This window comes from Vibrio pomeroyi, from assembly GCF_024347595.1.
Classification (GTDB): domain Bacteria; phylum Pseudomonadota; class Gammaproteobacteria; order Enterobacterales; family Vibrionaceae; genus Vibrio; species Vibrio pomeroyi.
Genome location: NZ_AP025506.1, coordinates 3301004 through 3323296, shown reverse-complemented (window position 1 = coordinate 3323296; position 22293 = coordinate 3301004). Strand labels below are relative to the sequence as shown.

Sequence of the window (22293 nt, the reverse complement as noted above, 5' to 3'; positions counted from 1 at the left end):
AAGCGTTCAATAAACTTAGCGAATAAGCAAAGGAATTAAAACCATGAGCAAGCCCATCGTATTGAGTGGTGTTCAACCATCTGGTGAACTAAGTATCGGTAACTACTTGGGTGCTCTACGTCAATGGCAACAGATGCAAGATGATTACGATTGCCAATACTGTGTTGTAGACCTTCACGCAATTACGGTTCGCCAAGACCCGAAAGCACTGCATGAAGCGACTCTAGACGCACTAGCAATCTGTCTTGCTGTCGGTGTTGATCCAAAGAAGAGCACGCTATTTGTTCAGTCACACGTACCAGAGCATGCTCAACTTGGTTGGCTTCTTAACTGTTACACGCAAATGGGTGAACTGAGCCGTATGACCCAGTTTAAAGATAAGTCTGCACGTCACTCAAACGACGTAAACGTAGGCCTATACGACTACCCCGTGTTGATGGCTGCAGACATCCTGCTTTACGGCGCTCACCAAGTGCCAGTAGGTAGCGACCAGAAACAACACCTAGAGCTAGCGCGTGATATCGCCACTCGTTTCAACAACATCTACGGTCCTGAAACGCCTATCTTCCAAGTGCCAGAACCTTACATTCCAACAGTGAATGCTCGTGTAATGAGCCTGCAAGACGCGACTAAGAAAATGTCTAAGTCGGATGACAACCGTAAGAACGTAATTACTCTGCTAGAAGAGCCTAAGTCGATCATCAAGAAGATCAACAAAGCGCAAACTGATGCAGAAACGCCACCACGCATTGCTCACGATTGGGAAAACAAGGCGGGTATCTCTAACCTGATGGGTCTTTACTCAGCAGCGACGGGTAAAACGTTTGAAGAGATCGAAGCGCAATACCAAGGCGTTGAGATGTACGGTCCATTCAAGAAAGATGTAGGCGCAGCATTGGTTGAGATGCTTGAGCCGATTCAAGCTGAATACCACCGTATCCGTGCTGACCGTGCTTACATGGACGCAGTAATGAAAGCGGGTGCTGAAAAAGCGTCTGAGCGTGCTGCAGTAACACTGAAAAAAGCATACGAAGCAGTAGGTTTTGTTACTCGCCCATAGGGTGAACTAACACAACTCGCTTGAGAATTTGAGCCCAAAGTAGCTTCTGTTTACTTTGGGCTTTTTAATGCCCATTCCATTTGCCTTCCTCGAAAACCCCTTGTTTGAATTGATAATTTACGCAGTATCTGACTAGCATATCCATCATGTTAATGCTGTGCCGATGATCTTGTTCAGTACTTCTGGACTTTATAAATTCGCACTCATTTCTATATATGTTGGAAATATATAACGTGCCAAACAATTGATGATTCCAAAGTGATAAGTTCCTCATTTTCTTGCCAACTGACTTATTCCTTTCATAAATAAACCTGATAGTTACCTCAAAATACATGACTGCCCATAGAGGGCAGTGACTATAAATCAATGAACTCAGGTGAAACGGATGGCTCTTTTACACAAACCTTCATTGCTAGCAGTGGCAATTGGTAGCTTGTTAACCACAAGCGCACACGCTGATTTGTTTATTTCACAGTATGTGGAAGGCGGCAGCTACAACAAAGCGGTTGAGATCGCCAATAACGGCGATAGCAGCATTAACTTAGATGGTTACTCACTGGCTAAGTCAGCCAATGGCAACGGATCATGGGGCGCCACTTTACCTTTAGATGGCCAAGTTTTAGCGCCCGGAGAGGTACTTGTTGTTGCTCATACCAGTGCCAGTGATGAGATTAAGGCGGTCGCTGACATTCTCAATGCTTCATTGGCTAATCATAATGGCGACGATCCACTGGCTATCCTGAATTCAGACTCAAGCGTGCTGGATATGATTGGTGTGATGGGTGATGTGGACTGGGGCAAAGATGTTACCTTGGTTCGTGCTGAGCAAACACCTTCGGCGACGTTTGACGCTTCACAGTGGGTATCGCTACCAAAAGACAGCATTGAAGGGCTAGGTTCACTAGACAATGTTGAGCTGCCAGAAGCCTTCGCTTGTACGCAAGATGGCTCTGCACCAGTATTCACCACCATTCAAGAAATCCAAGGTGAGGGCGCAACATCGCCATTCATTGATGGCTACCCGTATATCACCGACGATGAGTATTTCGTAAAAGGTGTGGTTAGCGCAGTGACAACGGGCCTAACCAAAGGCTTTTATCTGCAAGCGCTTGAGGATGACTTCAATTCAAGCACTTCTGAAGGTCTGTTTATTCACACTAACCAATCAAGCTCAGACTTAGCTGCAGGCGATGTGGTGTGTGTGAAAGGTAAGGTTCAAGAATACTACAGCCACACTCAGCTTAAAGTTGAAAACAACCAATGGCTAAAGCAGGGCGAACAACAAGCCCCTGAAGCGACGGCGATTGAAGCGCTAGACAGTGATGAGAACTTCGCTGCAACGCTTGAACGCTACGAAGGCATGTTGGTGAAAACAACCGAAGCGCTTGATATGCGTGTGACGCGTACCTTTGGTTATGACTACGCAGGTCGTCGTAATAACATGGTATTGGCGCATGAGCGTATCAACATGCAACCGAACCAGCTTTTCGCCGCAGGTTCTGATGAAGCGAAACAGCAAACAGAAGACAACGCTGATCGTCGTCTTTTCGTAGAAACGGATCAAAAAGCGGGTGATGGCCAAGTTCCTTTCTACCCAGATTTTGGCCGTACCGACATCGACCAAGATGGTTCGACCGAAGACTACATCCGTATCGATGACACGATTGTCGGCCTAGAAGGTGTGTTGACTTACAGCTACGGTGAGTACCGTTTAATTACGACTAACCAGATCTCGGCTGAAAACTTCGTTCGTAACGACCCACGTACCGACAAGCCAGACATGGATGAAGGTGACCTACGTATCGCGACCTTCAATGTACTGAACTACTTCAACTCTCCATTTGGCGGTGATGCGAACCAACACGGCAACAACCGTGGCGCGAACACCATCACTGAGTTTGAAATGCAGCAAGAAAAGATTGTGAACGCGATTCTTCGTCTAGACGCTGACATCATTGGTTTGATGGAAATTGAGAACAACGGCTTTGGTGAAGGTTCTGCTATTCAACAGCTTGTTAACCAGCTGAATGATCGCATTGAACGTAAGAAAGACCGTTATACGTTTGTCGCTGTTGATTCAAATGAAGATGGCATAACCGACGAGATGGACTCGATTGGTACTGACGTAATCACAACGGGTGTTATCTACCGCAAGAAGGTAGTTAAGCTTAAAGACAGCCGCGTTATCGCGATGCCAAGCCAACAAGCACCAGAGGTGTTAGACGATTCAGGCAAGGTGATTGAGGACGGTAAGAACTACCAGCGTGACTCATTAGCGCCAACCTTCAAGGTCAAAGGTACCAAAGAGAAACTGACCGTAGCGATTAACCACTTTAAATCGAAAGGCTCTAAGTGTTGGGAAGATGCAGCACCGGTTGAGCAGGGCGGTCAAGGTGGTGTTGATGCCGATAAGCAAGGTTCATGTGAGAACTTCCGCGTAGCTGCGGCGGTTGCACTGGGTGAAGCGCTCGATGGCATCAAAGGTCACAAAGTGATTCTGGGTGATATGAACTCGTACGGCATGGAAGATCCAATGCTGGTGCTAACGGATTACTCTGAAGAGAAATACGGTAAGCAAATCAAAGCGGCTCGTAACACTTACATTGATGGTGTTGAGCAGTTTGGTGATAACGGTGCGGTGATTACGAAGAACTACGGCTACATTAATGCTGTCGCTCAAAAGCACCCAGACAGCTGGAGCTATTCATACAATGACGAAGTGGGCGCACTGGATCACCTGTTGATCAGCGATAGCCTGAAAGACATGGTGGTGGATGCAACGGACTGGCACATTAACGGTGGCGAATCGACGTTGTTTGACTACAACGAAGAGTACAAAGGCGATCTGCCTAAGTACCAAGATCACTTCCGTTCATCGGATCATGATCCTGCGGTTCTTGAGCTAAGAGTCGGCGGTTCATTCGGCTTGGGTGCATTGATGTCATTGTTTGGCGTAGCAATGTGGCGTCGTCGCAAGTAGCTAAATCGTAAGTAGATTGGCAAACCATACAAGCAAGCCAATTCCGATAACTTAAAGCTATCTGTAAACAATTAAGGTCAACCTAGGTTGGCCTTAATTATTGGCGAAATGCAGTTTCCACTTGCCTTTCGCTATGGGTATTGCACAATACCGCCCCTATATCTCCCAATCCTTTAGTATTTAGCAAACGATTTCGACCCATGTTACTTATCATCGATAACTACGACTCCTTTACCTATAACTTGTATCAGTATTTCTGTGAGTTAGGGGTAACTGTAAAAGTTGTACGCAACGATGAGATTGATATCGCAGGTATCGAAGCGCTGAATCCTAGTCACCTTGTTATCTCGCCGGGTCCTTGTACGCCGGATGACGCGGGAATCTCTCTGCAAGTCATTGAACACTTCGTGGGTAAGCTGCCGATCTTAGGTGTGTGTCTTGGTCATCAAGCCATTGCTCAAGTGTTTGGTGGTGAAGTAGTGAGAGCTAGACAAGTGATGCACGGTAAAACCTCTCCGATACGCCACAATGGCAAGAGTGTTTTTCAAGGATTGAATAACCCGTTAACCGTGACTCGTTACCACTCACTCGTGGTGAAAAATGGCACGCTACCAGACTGCTTTGAACTGACGTCTTGGACGGAATTTGAAGATGGCAGCATGGATGAAATCATGGGTTATCAACACAAAACCTTGCCGATTGATGCGGTGCAATTTCACCCTGAATCGATTAAAACAGAGCAAGGACACCAGCTTCTCGCTAACTTCCTAGCACGCTAAGTGTTTAAATTTGCCTCTTTCTTCGCCTAAATAAGCCAGTTAAACCTGTCAGCCCATTCGTTAAGCGTTTAAATTCGGGCTTTACGCCTCTCTCTCCCTCTGACGCCGATCACTTTTTATAACATTTCTCTCTCGCTTCGCTAAGTTTTTAGCCTATGCAAAATTATTCGCCTTATTTCCTCTCGAACCCTATATACCGCTGTGCCAGTAAGGCTTTGCTATTGCTGGTTATACGTTTAGGTAAAAAAAGCTTCATAAAACAGATTAATTGATGCATAAATAGTCATAGGTAGTGACGTTTAGCTGGTTGTTAGGGATGGCTAAAGAATAATCTACTATTGAAAAGGTTAATTAAATGTAAATATAATGCTGCAGCGGGATTATGGCGAGACAAAATATCTTTGTCTCACTTATGAACCATTACGCTTATTTGCGAAGCTTGCGGTATCGAGAAGGAATGTACGATGACAGTGGAAAATAAAGTAGAACGTAGTCTGTTTAATGAGGTGATGGTGCCTTGTTATAACCCAATGGAAATGATCCCGGTAAAAGGGGAAGGCGCACGCGTTTGGGACCAACAAGGCCGAGAGTATATCGACTTTGCTGGTGGTATCGCTGTGAGCTGTTTGGGTCACTGTCACCCGGCAATGGTTAACGCCGTTACTGAGCAAGCAAACAAGATTTGGCACCTAAGTAACGTGATGACCAACGAACCTGCACTGCGTCTAGCGAAAAAGCTAACAGATGTATGTTTTGCAGAAAAAGTATTCTTTGCAAACTCTGGCGCGGAAGCGAACGAAGCAGCTCTAAAGCTAGCTCGTCGTTGGGCGGCGGATGTTCACGGTCCTGAGAAATCTGAAATCATTGCATTCAAACAAGGTTTCCACGGTCGTACTTTCTTTACTGTAACGGTTGGTGGTCAAGAAGCTTACTCTGATGGCTTCGGCCCTAAACCGGGCGATGTAACTCACCTGCCTTACAATGATATTGCAGCGCTAGAAGCACACATCTCTGATCGCACTTGTGCCATCATGATGGAACCTCTGCAAGGCGAGGGCGGTATCATTTCTCCAACGTCTGAATTCGTGAACACAGTTCGTGAACTGTGTGACAAACACAATGCACTGCTTATCTTTGATGAAGTGCAAACAGGTAATGGCCGTACTGGTAATTTCTATGCTTACCAAGGTCTAGGTGTAACACCAGACATCTTGAGCACAGCAAAATCTCTAGGTGGTGGTTTCCCTATCGGCGCAATGCTCACAACTTCTGAACTTGCGACACACCTAAAAGTCGGCACACACGGCTCTACTTACGGTGGTAACCCACTAGCGTGTGCAGTAGCAGAAGCCGTTGTTGATGTCGTTAGCCAACCTGAAACTCTGGCTGGCGTGAAAGAGCGTGAAGCTCTGTTCCGCGATGGCCTAGCTAAGATTAACGACAAGTACCAAATTTTCAGTGAAGTTCGTGGTAAAGGCCTATTGTTAGGTGCTGCACTCAACGACGAATGGCAAGGACGTGCACGTGACGTATTAGTAGCAGCAGGCGAACAAGGCTTGATGGTACTGGTTGCGGGTACAAACGTGGTTCGTTTTACTCCATCACTGGTTATCACTACACAAGAAATTGAAGAAGGCTTATCAAAACTAGACAAAGCAATCGCTACGCTAGTTTAGCCTGAGCGGCGTCATAGGAATGATCGCCACTAGAGCGATCCCATGACGTTCTGCTAAAGGCCCAAGCTTCTGGTTTTGGGCCTATTTTGCATCTGGAGGGAATATTGATGCTAGTTGTTCGCCCAATAAAACTATCTGATTACGATGCGCTGCATACCTGCGCCGTTGAGTCAGGACATGGATTCACATCTCTTCCGGTTAACGAAGAACTGTTAACTAATCGTATTACTCATTCTGAATACAGCTTTGCCAAGCAAGACGTGACTGAACCCGGTGACGAAGGCTACCTAATGGTTGGCTTCGACACAGAAACCGGTGAAGTTGCTGGTACCACAGGCATTGAAGCTTCAATTGGTTGGGACGTTCCGTTTTACTCTTACCACATCAGTAAAGTGGTTCACTCATCGCAAAAGCTTGGTGTAAATAACGTCGTGAAGCTGCTGACTTTCGGTAATAACTACACAGGGTGCAGCGAGATTTGTACGCTGTTCTTGCGTCCAGCTTTCCGCGGTGGATTGAATGGTCGTTTGATGTCGAAATGTCGCTTCTTGATCATGTCTGAGCACCCAGAGCGTTTCTCGAAAACGATTTTTGCTGAGATGCGTGGTGTATCGGATGCAGAAGGCAACTCTCCTTTCTGGCAATGGTTGCAAGAGCACTTCTTCTCGATTGATTTCACGCTTGCCGATTACCTAACCGGTATTGGTAAGAAAGGCTTCATTGCCGATCTCATGCCTAAGCTACCTATCTACGTGAACCTATTGAGCAAAGAAGCTCAGGCGGTGATTGGAGAGGTGCATGACAATACGCGTCCTGCACTCAAGCTGCTGGAGCGTGAAGGTTTCACTAACCGTGGTTATGTCGACATCTTTGATGCTGGCCCAACGGTTGAATGTGATCTTAGAAACATCGAATCGGTGCGTCACTCAATTCGAGCACAGGTTCAAATTGCAGAGCACTCTAGCTCTAAAGACTTCCTAATTGGTAATACCTCGTTTGAGAACTTCCGCGCAGTAGCCGCGAAAGGTGCGTATGACCAAGCAAGCGACACAGTGATTTTATCATCTGAAGTAGCAAGCGCTCTTGAAGTAAAAGAAGGCGAATACGTTCGCATGTTGGCTCAATAAGAGCGGCGATTATCTGTCGAAGATTTTAAGGATAGAAGTATGACTCAGTGGATAGCAGGACAATGGGTGGCAGGTCAAGGTGACGCCATGACATCAGTAAGCCCATACAACAACGAAGTAGTGTGGCAAGGTGATAGTGCAACACCAGCACAGGTTGAATCTGCAGTAGCAGCGGCTCGTGAAGCGTTTCTAGTTTGGAAAAAGCTGAGCTTTGCTGAGCGCGAAGCGATCGTGTTGAAGTTCGCGGAAAAAGTGAAAGAGAACAGCGAAGAGATCGCGCAAATTATCGCAAAAGAGACGGGTAAGCCTATTTGGGAAACTCGCACTGAAGCGGGCGCAATGGCGGGTAAGATCGCTATCTCTATCCGTGCTTACCACGAGCGTACTGGTGAAGCTTCACGTGAAGCGGCAGGCAACCAAATCGTACTTCGTCATCGTCCATTGGGCGTGATGGCGGTATTTGGTCCTTACAACTTCCCAGGTCACCTACCTAACGGTCACATTGTTCCAGCTCTGCTATCGGGTAATACCGTGGTATTCAAACCTTCAGAGCAGACACCTTGGACGGGTGAGTTCGCAATGAAGCTATGGCAAGAAGCGGGTCTTCCTGTAGGCGTAATCAACCTAGTGCAAGGCGCGAAAGAGACAGGTATCGCACTGGCTGATGCTAAAGGTCTTGATGGCGTGCTATTTACGGGTAGTGCCAATACGGGTCATATCCTGCACCGCCAATTCGCGGGTCAACCGGGTAAGATGCTGGCACTAGAAATGGGCGGCAACAACCCTATGGTGATCAGTGACCAATACGGTGATGCGGACGCAACGGTATACACCATTATCCAATCGGCGTTCATCAGTGCTGGTCAACGTTGTACATGTGCTCGTCGTCTGTATGTTCCTGTTGGCGAGAAGGGTGACCTACTGCTCGATAAGCTGGTAGCGGCTACGCAAAAGATTCGTGTTGATCAGCCTTTCGCTGAACCTGCACCCTTTATGGGCCCACAGATCTCAGAAGCAGCTGCTAAGTTTATTTTAGATGCACAAGCGAATCTGCAATCGCTAGGTGGTGTAAGCCTAGTAGAAGCAAAAGCGGGTGAAGCGGCGTTTGTTTCTCCGGGTATTATCGATGCAACCAACATTGCTGAACTACCAGATGAAGAGTACTTCGGTCCATTGCTACAAGTGGTTCGTTACCAATCGCTAGAGCAAGCGGTTGAGTTAGCTAACGACACACGCTTTGGTTTGTCTGCTGGTTTAGTATCGACAGACGATTCTGAGTGGGAATACTTCGTTGACCATATCCGTGCGGGTATTGTTAACCGTAACCGCCAACTCACAGGCGCAAGTGGTGATGCACCATTTGGTGGTCCGGGCGCTTCTGGCAACCTACGTCCAAGTGCTTACTATGCGGCGGACTACTGTGCTTACCCAATGGCTTCAATGGAAGGTGGTGAAACTCAGCTGCCAGCTACGTTTAGCCCGGGCATTGAGCTGTAGTTTAGATTGATATTGAGCTAAGGCTCATTCATTAGTTATGAGATAAGGAAGCGGCGTATCGCTTCCTTATTTTAACCACGCTCAGCATCAAGATTGGGCGGTAGATAATAATAGAAAAAGTATGTCACAGGCTGATGGCTGCTGACTCTATGTCCAGCCTCTCCCTTTCTAATCCAAATCACTAGCTTGCTAGAACCTCTGACAAGGAGTCACCATGACGCCCGATCTACTCTTTAAATCACTATGGGATGATTACATTCACAGGCTATGTCCATCGGCTGAGAAAGTACACCACTTGCTGAAAGAAGACGAAGCGCTGATTAACGATCACATTGCGCTACGTACTTTTAATGTTGCCCCGCTGGGTATTGAAACATTGGCTAAGCCTTTCCTTGAGCTAGGTTATAAAGCGTGTGGCGATTACCTGTTTGAGAGCAAGAAGCTAGTCGCGAAGCATTACGAGCACCCAGACCCAAAACAGCCGAAAGTGTTCATTAGTGAATTGAAGGTAGAAGAGTGCTCAAGTGAGCTACAACAGATCGTTGCTAAGCTCGTTGAGCAAGTCGATGCAAGCAAGCTGCAAGGTCATGAATTCCTGTTTGGCGGACGCCTTTGGGATTTAAGCTTCGCAGATTTCCAAGTGCTTGCAAAAGAGAGTGAATACGCGTCTTGGTTAGCGGCTCATGGTTACGGTGCCAACCACTTTACGGTGAGCGTAAATCAACTTAACGCCTTTGATGAAGTACAGGCAGTGAATGACTATTTGAGCGAATCTGGTTTCACTATCAATGCATCTGGTGGTGAGGTTAAAGGCTCTCCAGAGGTCTTATTAGAGCAATCATCAACAATGGCAGACAAAGTGCCAGTTTCATTTGTTGAAGGCAATGAGATGATTCCTGGAGGCTTCTATGAGTTCGCTAAGCGTTATGCGATGACGAATGGTGAGCTTTACACCGGTTTTGTTGCAGCATCGGCGGATAAGATCTTCGAAAGCACTAACGGTTAAAGAAAGATACAAGCACGGGCTTTGCCCTAGAGATGCGGGTACGCTTCGCTTCGAGAGTGTTTACAAGGCGAGAGCCTCATGTGTTCCATTCGTATCTCGTATCTCGTATCTCGTATCTTCTCTCGATAAAGAAAAAGCCACCAAATTTGCATTTGGTGGCTTTCAAATTTTTGGCTCAGTTAATCGAGATTAACGAGTGCCGTATACCACGATAGTTTTACCGTGTGCAGAAATTAGGTTCTGCTCTTCTAGCATCTTCAAGATACGACCTACTGTCTCACGAGAACAACCAACGATCTGGCCAATCTCTTGACGAGTGATCTTGATTTGCATGCCGTCAGGGTGAGTCATTGCATCTGGCTGTTTCGCTAGGTTTAGTAGCGTTTGAGCGATACGACCTGTTACGTCAAGGAACGCTAAGTCACCAACCTTTTGGCTAGTTACTTGTAGGCGGCTTGCCATTTGCGCTGAAAGACGCATCAGGATGTCTGGGTTCACTTGGATAAGTTGACGGAATTTCTTGAAAGAAATTTCAGCTACTTCACAAGGAGATTTAGCACGAACCCAAGCAGTACGCTCTTGGTCTTCTTCGAACAAGCCTAGCTCACCGATGAAGTCGCCTTGGTTTAGGTAAGAAAGAATCATTTCCTTACCTTCTTCGTCTTTGATAAGAACTGCCACAGAACCTTTAACGATGTAGTACAAGGTTTCTGCCTTTTCACCAGCATGAATCAAAGTACTTTTTGAAGGGTACTTATGAATATGACAGTGTGAAAGGAACCACTCTAATGTTGGATCGGTTTGAGGTTTACCTAGAACCATAATATCTCACTTCCTCTGCAGGGTATGCTTGCCGCTTTCCGTATTTTAGCTAAGCCTGGATTGACTTGTAGGATAAGAGCACTCGTTGAGCGCTGCAAGCTATCTTGTGTTTCGTTTAAGAATAGTATCCTTTTTCAGGTACTATTTCTTGATTTTAATCGTGACCAAGCTACGATTTTTTACGCAAAATTGTGCACATGATCACGGTATGAAAAGTAATCAACCAGAATGTCGTTTTGTTAACCTATTTTTCCGGTTTCGATGAGTTGTTGTAGGATTGGTCTTACAATGAGCTCCATAGCAAAACTCATCTTGCCCCCTGGCACCACTAGCGTGTTATGACGAGACATAAATGAGCCGTCAATCATTGCCAAAAGGTAAGGGAAATCGACGTTTTTGATGCCACGCAAACGTATAACTACGAAGCTTTCGTCTAAACTTGGAATCCCTTTGGCGTTGAGTGGGTTCGATGTATCTACGGTTGGAACACGCTGAAAGTTGATATGTGTACGTGAAAACTGCGGGGTAATGTAGTTAAGGTAATCATCCATTGAACGGACAATGGAGTCCATTACCGCTTCACGAGAGTGGCCACGATCGCGTGTGTCACGAACAAATTTTTGAATCCACTCTAGGTTTACGATCGGTACCATGCCAATCAGTAGGTCGACGTGTTGAGAGACATTGATATCGCCATCAACCACACCGCCGTGTAGGCCTTCGTAAAACATCACATCGGAATTTTCAGGGATATCTTGCCATGGCGTGAAGGTGCCTGGCATTTGATTATAAGGAACAGCTTCATCGAAGGTGTGTAGGTAACTACGTACTTTACCGGTGCCTTCGTTCCCGTATTGACGGAAGAACTCTTCTAATGCACCAAAGTCGTTGGCTTGTGGACCAAAGTAGCTAATGTGCTTACCTTGCTCGCGCGCCTTGCGGATCTCGACATCCATTTCTGGTCGAGTGAATCGGTGGAAACTATCCCCTTCAACCCAAGCAGCCTTCACGTCCATCATATTGAACATTTTGCGGAAGGCTTCTGAGGTAGTGGTGGTGCCGGCTCCTGATGAACCCGTCACCGCAATAATTGGATGTTTAGCGGACATGACAACCCTTGTCGTTTGAGTAACTTACTTGTTAGCAATCGTTTTCCACTATAACACGGCTCCTTTCTAAGCGCAGCCTAGAAGCGTTTTGTCACCTGGATATCAACGGTCTCGTGCAGTTCGGAAAACACGATGCTCACATCACCAGAAGCTAATTGATGTTTCACCTGATCAATCTTGCTTTGCAGTGAGATCTCAACGTCGCCATAGTCTGTGCCTTCACGCAGCACGAATTCTTTGATGAGGTTTTCCAGTGTCTCTGGCGCGATGTCTTGCCATGGGATGATCATAAATACTTCTCTCTTTTATGTTCATTGATATGTTGATGAGTGTGTCTAGTGGTGTTTTTAGTACAACCCCAGCTTGGGGCTGCGCTATCTTATCAAGGTTTTGCGTTTATATTTAGCAAGGCTTCGTTGTTATGCAGAACCTTGGATACTTTCATAATACGCAGGTAAGGCTTCTTCTAACCAGAATCGTGGTTTGAGTGTGCTACCAGTGATGAACCCAACATGGCCGCCTTTCTGAAATAGGCGATAATCGATATTATCCGGTAGGACGAATTTTGGAATCACATCATCGGTCATAAAAGGATCGTCTTTGGCGTGAATGATCTGTGTCGGTAGTTTGATTTTATTGAGTTTAGGAAGAGCGGAGCACTGTGCGTAGTAGTCTTGTGCGTTTTTGAATCCGTGCAGGGGCGCAGTAATCCGTTCATCAAACTCATACAGTTTGTCGATCTTCTTGATGGATTCAGCCGTGATGCCGAGTTTCTCTTGCAACAGCTTCACCTTTTTCAAGGCATTCGATTTGAGTGAATTCAGCAGGTACTTCTTATAGAGCTTCGAGAATCCGCGCTCTATGCGACTTGAACAACAGGCTAAGTCAAAAGGTGCAGAGACTATCGTTGCCGCTGACAGTAGTGGGTCATCCGCGTATTCCGCCAAATAATTCGCTAACATGTTTCCGCCCAAGGAGATGCCAACCGCCACCTTTGGATTATTGGGGAACTGAGCGTGCAGATGCCTTAGGAAGAAGCGAGCGTCTTCAACTTCACCGGAGTGATATGCGCGAGCCAAGCGATTCGGTTTACCGCTACAGCCTCTAAAGTGCATCATCACCGACAGCCAACCATCTTTAGCAAACGCATTCATTAGTCCGTTGGCATAAGGGCTCTCAAAACTGCCTTCCAAACCGTGGAACAGCACGAATATCGGCTTGTTCTTAATATCGTCACTATTTGGATTGTCGCCATCTGGCGATTCGCTCCAAGCAAGGTCGAGAAAATCACCGTCGGGTGTTTCTAAGGTTTGCCATTGCGGGTTGAACAACGCCTGCTTTCTAATAAATCGAGGCACTAAGGTTTGTAAGTGCGGATTAGATAGACCAGCTGCTGCGGTAAATATTGTCATAAAACAGTCCATGCTTCTTTTATGGGCTTTGGAAAAGTGTTGAGCTTTTAGCGAAACGCCCACGTTTTTATTTGAGCTTGGTTGATTCTCGGCATAAGCGCAAGGGTTTCACTGATACGGGCAACAAAAACATGCCATGGGTAACTGATTGAATAATATCGGAGTTAGGCTTGTTACCTGTTGTATGAGTGACGTGTTCTACCAATGGTATGTACCCGATATGCAGTAAACATCGATAACGATACCGCTCAAACAAGCTTGGGTCTTGATTGAATAAAAGGGAAAGGAAACGAGTTAGGGCTGTGGTGCTGGTTCAGAAAATGCGTCGTAGAGGTTTTCAGCCCCTAGTAAACGGCAGTACTGAAAGGCGAGAGGCGATTGTTGGTTGGCGTACAACTCTAGGGAGTTAATACAATCGACAAGATCGGATTGCTGTTGTTTCTCAAGCTGCAATTCAAACTGTAAGGCTTCACGGTAAAGTGAATCAACAACGTGTGCCTTGAGATGTTTGCGTAGCTCTCGATAACTATGGAGCAGGGTTTCAGAGCGGCTTAAGCATTGTTGTACTTTGTGCCACTCTTCTTCCGCAAAGGAGAGTTGCTGCTCATCAAGCCATTTGAGAAGCAGCAGTAGATTGACGTTGCCGTGGAACTGGTTTTGCAAAGCTAAGCACGCATCCTTTACACCGCGCACACTGTAATACTGAAGGCTAAATTGCCATAGTCGTTCCAGTGTTAGTGATATTGGGGCGTGCTCTGGGCTCATAAGCTATCCATATCCTGTTCCATCTGCTCAAGCTCTTCTTGAGTGGACATCCAATCCATTTCAACTTCTTCTAGCTGTGACTTACTGCTCGCTTGGAGAGCAAGTACTTTATTCAGTTTAGCCTTATTTTCAGCTTCATACAGTGAAGTGTCGGATAATTCTTGCTCGGCTTCTTCAAGAGCCTGCGTCAGCTTATCCATTTGCTTTTCAAATTGAGTCAGCTTTTTACGCAGTGGCGCAGTCAGTTTTCGGAACTCGGCTTCTTTGCGTTTCTGCTCTTTTTTCGCTGCTGCACTGTTGGCGCCATCTTTTGCTGGTGCCAATGCTTGTGCTTCTTTACGCTCAACTTTTTGTTGTTCGGTTAGCCACTTGTAGTAATCGCTTAGGTCACCATCAAACGGTGCCACTTGGCGATCGTGTACTAAGTACAGGTCATCTGTGGTTGCACGCAGTAGGTAACGGTCGTGCGATACGATAACCATCGCGCCTTCAAACGTCTGCAATGCAAAAGTCAGCGCCTGACGCATGTCGAGATCCAAGTGGTTGGTTGGTTCATCGAGTAGCAATAGGTTAGGTTTTTGCCATACCAGCAATGCCAATACCAAACGCGCTTTTTCACCACCCGAGAATGGCGCTACTTTATCCAGTGCTTTTTCACCTTGGAAGCCAAAGCTACCTAGGTAATCACGCAGTTGTTGTTCGGTGTGCTTAGGCGCAATCTGCATCATGTGTTGCAGCGGTGTTTCTTCTGGGTGCAGGGTTTCTAATTGGTGCTGTGCGAAGTAGCCAATTTTAACGCCTTGCGAATAGCTCAGCTCACCGCCTTGCTGTTTCAGTTCACCTGACAGCAGTTTGATCAGTGTTGATTTACCTGCGCCATTTCGACCAAGCAGACCAATGCGGCTGCCCGGTACCAGGTTTAAGCGAATCTTTTCTAGAATCAGATTGTCATCGTAGCCTGCAGATACCTCGTCCATCATCATGATTGGGTTTGGTAGGGCGTCTGGCTCTCTGAACTCAAAGCTGAATGGGTTATCAAACTGAGCGGGTAGCACTTGCTCCATTTTCTCTAGCGCTTTAATACGGCTTTGTGCTTGGCGAGCTTTTGAAGCTTTGTAGCGGAAACGGTCAATGTAGCTCTGCATGTGCGCCATTTGTTTCTGCTGCTTTTGGAACATGGCTTGTTGCAGGATCAGCTTTTGCGCTCGTTGAGTTTCAAACGATGAGTAGTTACCCGTGTATTCGTTAAGCTGTTGGTTTTCAACATGGACAATACGGTTGACGATAGGATCTAAGAAGTCTCTATCGTGCGAGATTAGCACTAGCGTGCCCGGGTAGGTTTGTAACCAACGCTCTAGCCACATTACTGCGTCTAAATCCAAGTGGTTGGTCGGCTCATCGAGCAGCAATAAGTCACTGCGACACAGTAGGGCTTGCGCTAGGTTCAAACGCATACGCCAACCACCAGAGAACTGAGTCAGGTTCCATGTCATTTGTTCTTGGCTAAAGCCTAGGCCGTCCAACAACTCGGCTGCACGCGCCTTGATGCTGTAACCACCAATGGTTTCGATCTTGCCGTGTATCTCTGCGACCAATGTCCCGTTGTCGGCTTGTTCCGCTTTCTCTAGTTGATCTTCAAGTCCACGGTATTCACGGTCGCCATCGATCACGTATTCAATTGCTGTTCTTTCTAATGCAGGCGTTTCTTGAGCAACCCAAGCCATTTCCCAATGCGCTGGTTTGCTGAATGAGCCAGCGTCAATAGACAGCTCGTCCTTGATTAAGGCGAACAGCGTAGATTTACCACAGCCGTTTTTACCAACCAAACCGATCTTGTCGCCCGGGTGAAGAGTCGCAGATGCTTGGTCAAGGAGTGGCTTACCGCCGCGTAGCAATTGAATATCAGAGAAAGTAATCATATAGAGATAGCATAGAAATTAGAGGTGAACAGACGCCTGCATAGTAGGCTGAAACCAGATAAAAGTCGATCACAATGCAATTTGCGTTATGATGCCAATAACATATTAATAACTTTTGCTTAAATTCTTGTGGCCTTGCCACCGTTTAGCCCTCAAAGGAATGTTTCAAAGGAATGAGTAATACTCCCTCGACAGACAAAGTCGTGCCAAAGGTGTTGATCATCTACGCGCACCCAGAGCCGCAAACTTCTATTGCCAATCAGATGATGATTAAAAAGATAGAGTCGCTCGGTCATGTCAAAATTCATGATCTCTACGCCATCTATCCAGACTTCTTCATCGATGTGCCTTATGAGCATGAATTACTTCTCGAGTTCGATGTGATTGTGTTTCAACATCCTCTGTTTATGTATTCCTGTCCCTCATTATTAAAAGAGTGGTTTGACCGCGTATTGGGCAAAGGTTTTGCGTTTGGTGAACAAAGCGCGCTTAAGGGTAAACACTGGCGTAGCGTTATCACAACCGGTGGTAAAGAAGAGGCGTTTGGTGCCGCAGGCTATAATAAATATCCATTACAAGAGATCTTGCAACCATTCGAACTCACCGCTGCTTTGTGTCAGATGAACTGGATATCACCTCTGGTTTTACACTGGGCACGAAATGTCTCGGATATGACGCGTTACCAACACGCTGAGGCGTATCGAAACTGGTTGCGAGACCCGCTACAAGAGATAGGAGCGAATGATGGCTCTGACTAATGATTTTTTGCAAAGTAGCGTTATATTTCTAGCGGCTGCTGTAGTCGCGGTTCCTATCGCGCAGCGAGCTGGCTTGGGCTCAGTATTGGGTTACCTTCTGGCAGGTGTTGCTATTGGCCCATGGGGGCTTGGTTTAATCAGTGATGTAGAAGCGATTCTCCACTTCTCTGAATTCGGGGTGGTGCTGCTGCTCTTCCTGATTGGTTTAGAGCTTAACCCTAAAAAATTGTGGCAGATGCGGGCGCCTATTCTCGGATTGGGTGGCGCGCAAGTGCTGATCACGACTCTGATTATTACTGCCATCGCCTGCATGTTCGGTTTAACGTGGCAAACGAGCTTGGTCATAGGTATGGGTTTAGCCCTATCTTCGACCGCGATTGCCTTGCGTGTCATTGAAGAGCGAGAGCTCGGTGGTAAAGAAGCGGGGCAGTCTGGCTTTGCGGTGTTACTTTTCCAAGATATTGCAGTAATCCCTATGTTAGCGATGTTGCCTCTCCTTGCGGGTAATACCGGTGGCAGTTGGGCGGACATGCTTTGGATGCTAGGTGGCGTGATTGGCTTGTTGGTCGGTGGTCACTTCTTGTTGAGACCGCTATTCCGATACGTAGTTATGAGTGGCGTGCGTGAATTGTTCACCGTCGCAGCGCTGTTATTGGTGATTGGTATTGCTGTCATCATGCAACAGATCGGTTTATCGATGGCATTGGGTACATTCTTAGCGGGAGTACTTCTGGCTGAAAGTGAATATCGACACGAGCTTGAGATCGCGATAGACCCATTCAAAGGATTATTACTTGGTCTGTTCTTCATCTCGGTGGGGATGGCGGTGAACTTGGGTTTACTGGCTGAAAGCCCATTCGCGATATTGATTGCCGTATCTGCATTGGTCGTATTGAAAGGTTTAGTGCTGTATGCGCTGGCTCGTATCTTTGGTACTCAAGCAAAAGCGCGTAGCCGAATGGCGATGATTCTCAGTCAAGGTGGTGAGTTTGCTTTCGTTATTTTTACCGCAGCAAGTGCTCAAGGCATCTTAAGTGGCGAACAAGTGTCGTTCTTATTGGTGGTTGTGAGTCTATCAATGGTGACCACGCCATTAATGCTAAAGCTGCAAGACCGATTCTTTGCTCGTCAACTGAATCAAATCAGTGAGAACGCGATGTCTTCGGATGTGGTTGATCGCAGTCCTCGAGTGATCATTGCTGGCTTCGGTCGTTTCGGTCAGATCATTGGTCGCTTGATGTATGCCAACAAGATTCGAATTACCGTTCTTGAAAGCGATGCCAGCCAAATACACATTTTGAGAAAGTTCGGCTACAAGGTATTTTACGGTGATTCAACACACCTAGAACTGTTACGTGCAGCTGGTGCTGATAAAGCGGAAGCGATAGTGTTGTGTACGGACTCTCCTGACGAAATCATGAAAACCGTCGATTTGTGTAAGCAGCACTTCCCACGCTTAAAGATCTTAGCGCGAGCACGAAGCCGTGTTGAAGCGTATCAATTACTTAACCACGGTGTGAGTAACTATTCTCGTGAAACCTTCCTTGGGGCTCTCGATTTAGGTCGTCAGACATTGACTGAACTTGGCATGCACCCATATAAAGCGAAGCGAGCAGAAGCACACTTTAGGAAGTTGGATAATGGTATGCTGAAAGAGTTGCTTCCTCAGCATAACGAGGATGCCGAGTTAGCCCAAAGAGCGAAAGAGGCTCGTAAAGAGCTTGAAGAGATCTTTGGACATGAGATGGAAAACGATCACCAATCTCGAAACTATTGGCAGTAGCTAGAGTGAATCGCTAATAGCTTGAGCATAGAAATAACAGTCTATAGAACCAATCTAATAATAAACGCGGTCTCTGTTTCGTCTTTAATAAAGCTAGAACGGAAGAACCGCGAATCCAGAGTAGTAAAGGATATCAACGTGAAACAGAAAAAACGCTTTATCGCAGGGGCGAGCTGCCCAAGCTGCAACACTCAAGACACGCTTCGCTGGTGGGTTGAGAATAATATCGAGCTGGTGGAATGTGTCGATTGTGACTTCACAGAGCAACGTAAACCGAAAACTGTAGAGAAATCTGAACACGCGAATCAAGAAATGATCGGTATTTTTAAGCCAGAATGATTGAGTTTCGTTAATTGATCCCCATAATATCCCGGTACAGAATTTTTCCTAAGCTCAACTGTTCGAGCTTAGTCCAAACCTCCTTGGAGCTCTCATGAAAATTGAAAAGAACGTAGTAGTTAGTGTTGCATATCAAGTGAAACTTGAAGATGGCGTAGTAGTTGACCAATCAACTGCAGAAGCTCCACTAGATTACCTTCACGGTCACAACAACCTAATTACAGGTCTTGAAAAAGAGCTTGAAGGCAAAGTTGCTGGTGACAAGTTCTCTGCAACTGTTACTCCAGAAGACGCTTACGGCGAACACAACGACGCTCTAGTTCAACGTGTTCCTGCTGACGTATTCCAAGGTGTTGAGCAAATCGAAGTTGGCATGCGTTTCCTAGCGGATACTGACCAAGGTCCAATCCCAGTAGAAGTTACTGAAGTAGACGGCGACGAAGTTGTTGTTGACGGTAACCACATGCTAGCTGGCCAAACTCTAACGTTTGACGTTGAAGTTGTAGCGGTACGTGAAGCGACTGAAGAAGAAGTTCAACACGGTCACGTACACCAAGAAGGCGGCTGTGGCAGCCACGGTCACGATCATGACCACGAAGGCGGTTGCTGTGGTGGCGAAGGCCACGACCACGGTGAAGAGAAAAAAGACGGCTGCTGCGGCGGCGGTAGCTGTGGTTCTCACTAATACCGAATTAGCGGTTTAGATTAAGAATCTTGAAAGCCTCCCTTGTGGAGGCTTTTTTCGTATTAGCGCCGAGCTTTTTGCGCCTGACTTTTAATCTACTAAACTAAGTGTCCGTAAATCTAAGCATTCGTAAAAAGTTTGGTTTTTGCTATCAGACATCGAACCGTGGATGTGATATTGATAGGCACAACATTATAAGACGACATCAGTGGAGAGTTCGCATGTCACAACCTTTTTCAATTGCCATTCATGGTGGTGCGGGAACCATCTTGCGAGAGCAAATGAGCGATGAATTAAAAACGGGTATTACTGAAGCTTTAGAGAAATCGGTTCTGGCTGGTTATCAAGTGCTGCAATCGGGCGGTGATGCTCTGGATGCGGTAGTGGCATCCGTTAAGGTGATGGAAGACAGCCCTCATTTTAATGCCGGTAAAGGTTCGGTTCTGACTCATGATGAATTTGTTGAGATGGATGCGTCGGTGATGCACGGCCGTGAAATGGATGCAGGTGCGATTGCTGGTGTCCGTCATATCAAAAACCCGATTGAACTCGCACGTGATGTGATGCTGAAAAGCGACCACGTACTACTGATTGGCGAAGGTGCCGAGAAGTTTGCCTTTGAGCATGAGTACACCTTCACTGAGCAAGATTACTTCTTCACCGAGCGTCGCTATGATCAGCTTCAGTCAATGAAAGAGAAAGGTATCTTTGCCTTGTCGGAAGCGAAATACGACGAGCAACATGCCGAGAAATACCCTGACGACAAAAAGTACGGCACGGTTGGCGCGGTGGCGTTAGACCAAGCGGGTAACCTAGCGGCTGCGACAAGCACTGGCGGCGTGACTAACAAGAAGTATGGTCGTGTCGGTGATTCTCCAATTATTGGCGCTGGTACTATTGCCGAGAATGGTAACGTTGCGATTTCCACTACCGGAATGGGCGAGTTCTTCTTAAGAAAGATGGTTGCCAGTGATGTAGCGGCACGAATGCGTTATCTCAAAGAAGATGTGCACACGGCTTGTGAACATATCATCCAAGGTGAGCTGAAAACCATGGGTGGTGAAGGTGGCTTGATAGCGATTGATGGCCAAGGTGATATCCATTTCGGTATGAACAGTTCAGGGATGTATCGTGCAAGTGTTGATACAGACGGGCGTGTAGAAGTGAAGATTTACACCGATGACTAAACCTTTGGTGGTTTGGTTCTAAATAGCAGGCATAAAGAAAGGGCGACAGAGAATATCTGTCGCCCTTTCTTTTTATTCGTCATCAACAAGCATTTCGATAGCTAACACACTCAATCGTTAGCGAACTGTAGTTGATTTGAAACGCGCTTAATAGTGCGGTGGTGGCGTTTCTTCTGATGCGTCGGCCAAGTTTGAACCATCAATGTTCTTCACTTTACCCACGACATACTTCATCTGGTCTTTCATCTTAGTGATCAACATCTGTTGCTGGCTAAGCGCTTCATTGAGTTCTTCAATGGTCTGTTCTTGGAAAGCTAGCTGACATTCTAAGTCATTCACGCGGCTTTCTAGTTGTTCAACTCGCTTTTCTGTCATCGTTCTTAATCCACATTCCAAGCTTGGGCTATGCCCGCAGAGGTGCCCGATATCACACGGTTCTTATCATCAAAGGCTGCATCATACACTACCGCACGGGGAGGGCGAGCATCTTTTAATGGCTCAGCATCGTGACGAGAAATTCGTTTTCCGTCTTGAGTATTCCACACACTGACTTGGCTCGATGGTGTGCCCGTCACCAACATACTGCCATCATCAGAAAAACGCGCGCTAGAGAAGATAAGTTGTCGCGACCAGCTCTGCAGCTGTGCTTGAGGTTCACCAGTTTCAAGATCCCAAATCATCGCTTGGTTACCGCCATCAGAGGTAAAAGCCAGTTCACCATCGCGCTGCAGCGCAACTCGTACTACTCTTTGTTCATGCTCAAAGGTACGTAATACCAAGCCTGACTCGGTATCCCACAGGTACGCTTTATAGTCGTTACCGCCTGATAATGCGTAGCGACCATTGGAAGAAAGGGAAACAGAATTAACTTTTTCTCGGTGAGCAAGGAACTCAAGACGGCGTCCGGTGACTAAGTCCACATAGATCGCTTTGCCATTAGACAGGCCAAGCAATACTTTTTCACCATTGCTAGAGATATCGACATCGCGAATTAAGCCATCGGAGATAGACCATAGCCCTTCAGCTTGTGTCCAAGAGAGGTCCCAAACGGCGAAGTTCATCTGGCTTGCGGTAATGGCAAAGCGGCCATTGTCCGAGATACGGATACGCGATACTTGGTTTTCTAATTGATCTTGTGGACCGAGTTGAGCTAACTCTTTGTTTTCGGCAAGGTCCCAAAGCAGCAGTTGTTTTTGCTGAGAGTAGAGCAGGGCGAAGCGTCCATCTCTGCTAAGGGCAAAGCTGGTGGCACCATTGGGTTCAATTTCCCAACGTTGCTCATCATCTTGGAAGAAAAAACATCCATTTAACAAGGTGATGACAATTGTACATAGCAATGAGTGGAAAAATATTCGCATCACATCTAATAATCCGGTTTGTGTCGAAAGA

The 22293-nt window shown here is 46.6% G+C and carries 20 protein-coding genes; 12 read left to right on the top strand and 8 right to left on the bottom strand.

What is annotated here, in order from left to right:
• The first annotated feature begins 43 nt into the window (after nt 1-43).
• From trpS to OCV12_RS14730, 7 genes are all read left to right on the top strand, one after another.
• Nucleotides 44-1060, top strand: coding sequence for a tryptophan--tRNA ligase (gene trpS, locus OCV12_RS14760; RefSeq protein ID WP_016796005.1), 1017 nt, complete (start codon nt 44-46; stop codon nt 1058-1060).
• 385 nt (nt 1061-1445) lie between these two features.
• Entirely contained in the window at nt 1446-4040 is a 2595-nt protein-coding gene (locus OCV12_RS14755) for an ExeM/NucH family extracellular endonuclease (protein ID WP_261884952.1), read from the top strand.
• A 200-nt stretch (nt 4041-4240) separates the two neighbouring features.
• Nucleotides 4241-4819 carry an aminodeoxychorismate/anthranilate synthase component II gene (locus OCV12_RS14750; protein ID WP_009848915.1) on the top strand — a complete coding sequence of 193 codons (579 nt, stop codon included), beginning with the start codon at nt 4241-4243 and terminating at the stop codon, nt 4817-4819.
• A gap of 464 nt (nt 4820-5283) precedes the next feature.
• A complete protein-coding gene (locus OCV12_RS14745; protein ID WP_017632103.1) occupies nt 5284-6495 on the top strand; it encodes an aspartate aminotransferase family protein in 1212 nt (403 codons plus the stop codon).
• A gap of 107 nt (nt 6496-6602) precedes the next feature.
• On the top strand, nt 6603-7622 hold the full coding sequence (astA, locus tag OCV12_RS14740) for an arginine N-succinyltransferase (protein ID WP_016796008.1): 1020 nt from the start codon (nt 6603-6605) through the stop codon (nt 7620-7622).
• 39 nt (nt 7623-7661) lie between these two features.
• Nucleotides 7662-9119 carry a succinylglutamate-semialdehyde dehydrogenase gene (astD, locus tag OCV12_RS14735; protein WP_261884951.1) on the top strand — a complete coding sequence of 486 codons (1458 nt, stop codon included), beginning with the start codon at nt 7662-7664 and terminating at the stop codon, nt 9117-9119.
• A gap of 214 nt (nt 9120-9333) precedes the next feature.
• A complete protein-coding gene (locus OCV12_RS14730; RefSeq protein WP_261884950.1) occupies nt 9334-10125 on the top strand; it encodes a DUF1338 domain-containing protein in 792 nt (263 codons plus the stop codon).
• Between the two features lie 189 nt (nt 10126-10314).
• Here the strand turns inward: OCV12_RS14730 and crp are convergent, their stop codons facing one another.
• The 6 genes from crp to OCV12_RS14700 all read right to left on the bottom strand — a co-directional run bounded on the left by crp (nt 10315) and on the right by OCV12_RS14700 (nt 16152).
• Nucleotides 10315-10947, bottom strand: coding sequence for a cAMP-activated global transcriptional regulator CRP (crp, locus tag OCV12_RS14725; RefSeq protein WP_004410522.1), 633 nt, complete (start codon nt 10945-10947; stop codon nt 10315-10317).
• 239 nt (nt 10948-11186) lie between these two features.
• On the bottom strand, nt 11187-12056 hold the full coding sequence (locus OCV12_RS14720) for a phosphoribulokinase (protein ID WP_017632107.1): 870 nt from the start codon (nt 12054-12056) through the stop codon (nt 11187-11189).
• Between the two features lie 77 nt (nt 12057-12133).
• The gene (locus tag OCV12_RS14715) at nt 12134-12346 is read right to left on the bottom strand and encodes a YheU family protein (RefSeq protein WP_017632108.1); all 213 of its coding nucleotides are present in this window, start codon (nt 12344-12346) and stop codon (nt 12134-12136) included.
• 129 nt (nt 12347-12475) lie between these two features.
• Nucleotides 12476-13468, bottom strand: coding sequence for a hydrolase (locus OCV12_RS14710; protein ID WP_017632109.1), 993 nt, complete (start codon nt 13466-13468; stop codon nt 12476-12478).
• 294 nt (nt 13469-13762) lie between these two features.
• Entirely contained in the window at nt 13763-14233 is a 471-nt protein-coding gene (locus OCV12_RS14705) for a TIGR02444 family protein (RefSeq protein ID WP_261884949.1), read from the bottom strand.
• Nucleotides 14230-16152: an ABC transporter ATP-binding protein gene (locus OCV12_RS14700; RefSeq protein WP_017632111.1), complete on the bottom strand. Its 1923-nt coding sequence runs from the start codon at nt 16150-16152 to the stop codon at nt 14230-14232. The genes OCV12_RS14705 and OCV12_RS14700 overlap by 4 nt, the downstream gene beginning before the upstream one ends.
• A gap of 173 nt (nt 16153-16325) precedes the next feature.
• On the opposite strand from OCV12_RS14700, the gene kefG reads away from it, so the two are divergent.
• From kefG to OCV12_RS14675, 5 genes are all read left to right on the top strand, one after another.
• The gene (kefG, locus tag OCV12_RS14695) at nt 16326-16910 is read left to right on the top strand and encodes a glutathione-regulated potassium-efflux system ancillary protein KefG (RefSeq protein ID WP_261884948.1); all 585 of its coding nucleotides are present in this window, start codon (nt 16326-16328) and stop codon (nt 16908-16910) included.
• Nucleotides 16897-18693: a glutathione-regulated potassium-efflux system protein KefB gene (gene kefB, locus OCV12_RS14690; RefSeq protein ID WP_123297262.1), complete on the top strand. Its 1797-nt coding sequence runs from the start codon at nt 16897-16899 to the stop codon at nt 18691-18693. The genes kefG and kefB overlap by 14 nt, the downstream gene beginning before the upstream one ends.
• 138 nt (nt 18694-18831) lie before the next feature.
• The gene (locus OCV12_RS14685) at nt 18832-19032 is read left to right on the top strand and encodes a YheV family putative zinc ribbon protein (protein ID WP_017632113.1); all 201 of its coding nucleotides are present in this window, start codon (nt 18832-18834) and stop codon (nt 19030-19032) included.
• A 94-nt stretch (nt 19033-19126) separates the two neighbouring features.
• Nucleotides 19127-19717 (top strand): peptidylprolyl isomerase, encoded by a 591-nt coding sequence (gene slyD / locus OCV12_RS14680; protein ID WP_123284307.1) that lies wholly within the window; start codon nt 19127-19129, stop codon nt 19715-19717.
• A gap of 221 nt (nt 19718-19938) precedes the next feature.
• Nucleotides 19939-20904: an isoaspartyl peptidase/L-asparaginase family protein gene (locus OCV12_RS14675; protein WP_261884947.1), complete on the top strand. Its 966-nt coding sequence runs from the start codon at nt 19939-19941 to the stop codon at nt 20902-20904.
• A 147-nt stretch (nt 20905-21051) separates the two neighbouring features.
• On the opposite strand, the gene OCV12_RS14670 is transcribed toward OCV12_RS14675, so the two are convergent.
• Both OCV12_RS14670 and OCV12_RS14665 read right to left on the bottom strand, forming a co-directional pair.
• The gene (locus tag OCV12_RS14670; protein ID WP_017632115.1) at nt 21052-21279 is read right to left on the bottom strand and encodes a SlyX family protein; all 228 of its coding nucleotides are present in this window, start codon (nt 21277-21279) and stop codon (nt 21052-21054) included.
• A 5-nt stretch (nt 21280-21284) separates the two neighbouring features.
• Nucleotides 21285-22262: a WD40 repeat domain-containing protein gene (locus tag OCV12_RS14665; protein ID WP_176680929.1), complete on the bottom strand. Its 978-nt coding sequence runs from the start codon at nt 22260-22262 to the stop codon at nt 21285-21287.
• Between the last annotated feature and the right edge of the window lie 31 nt (nt 22263-22293).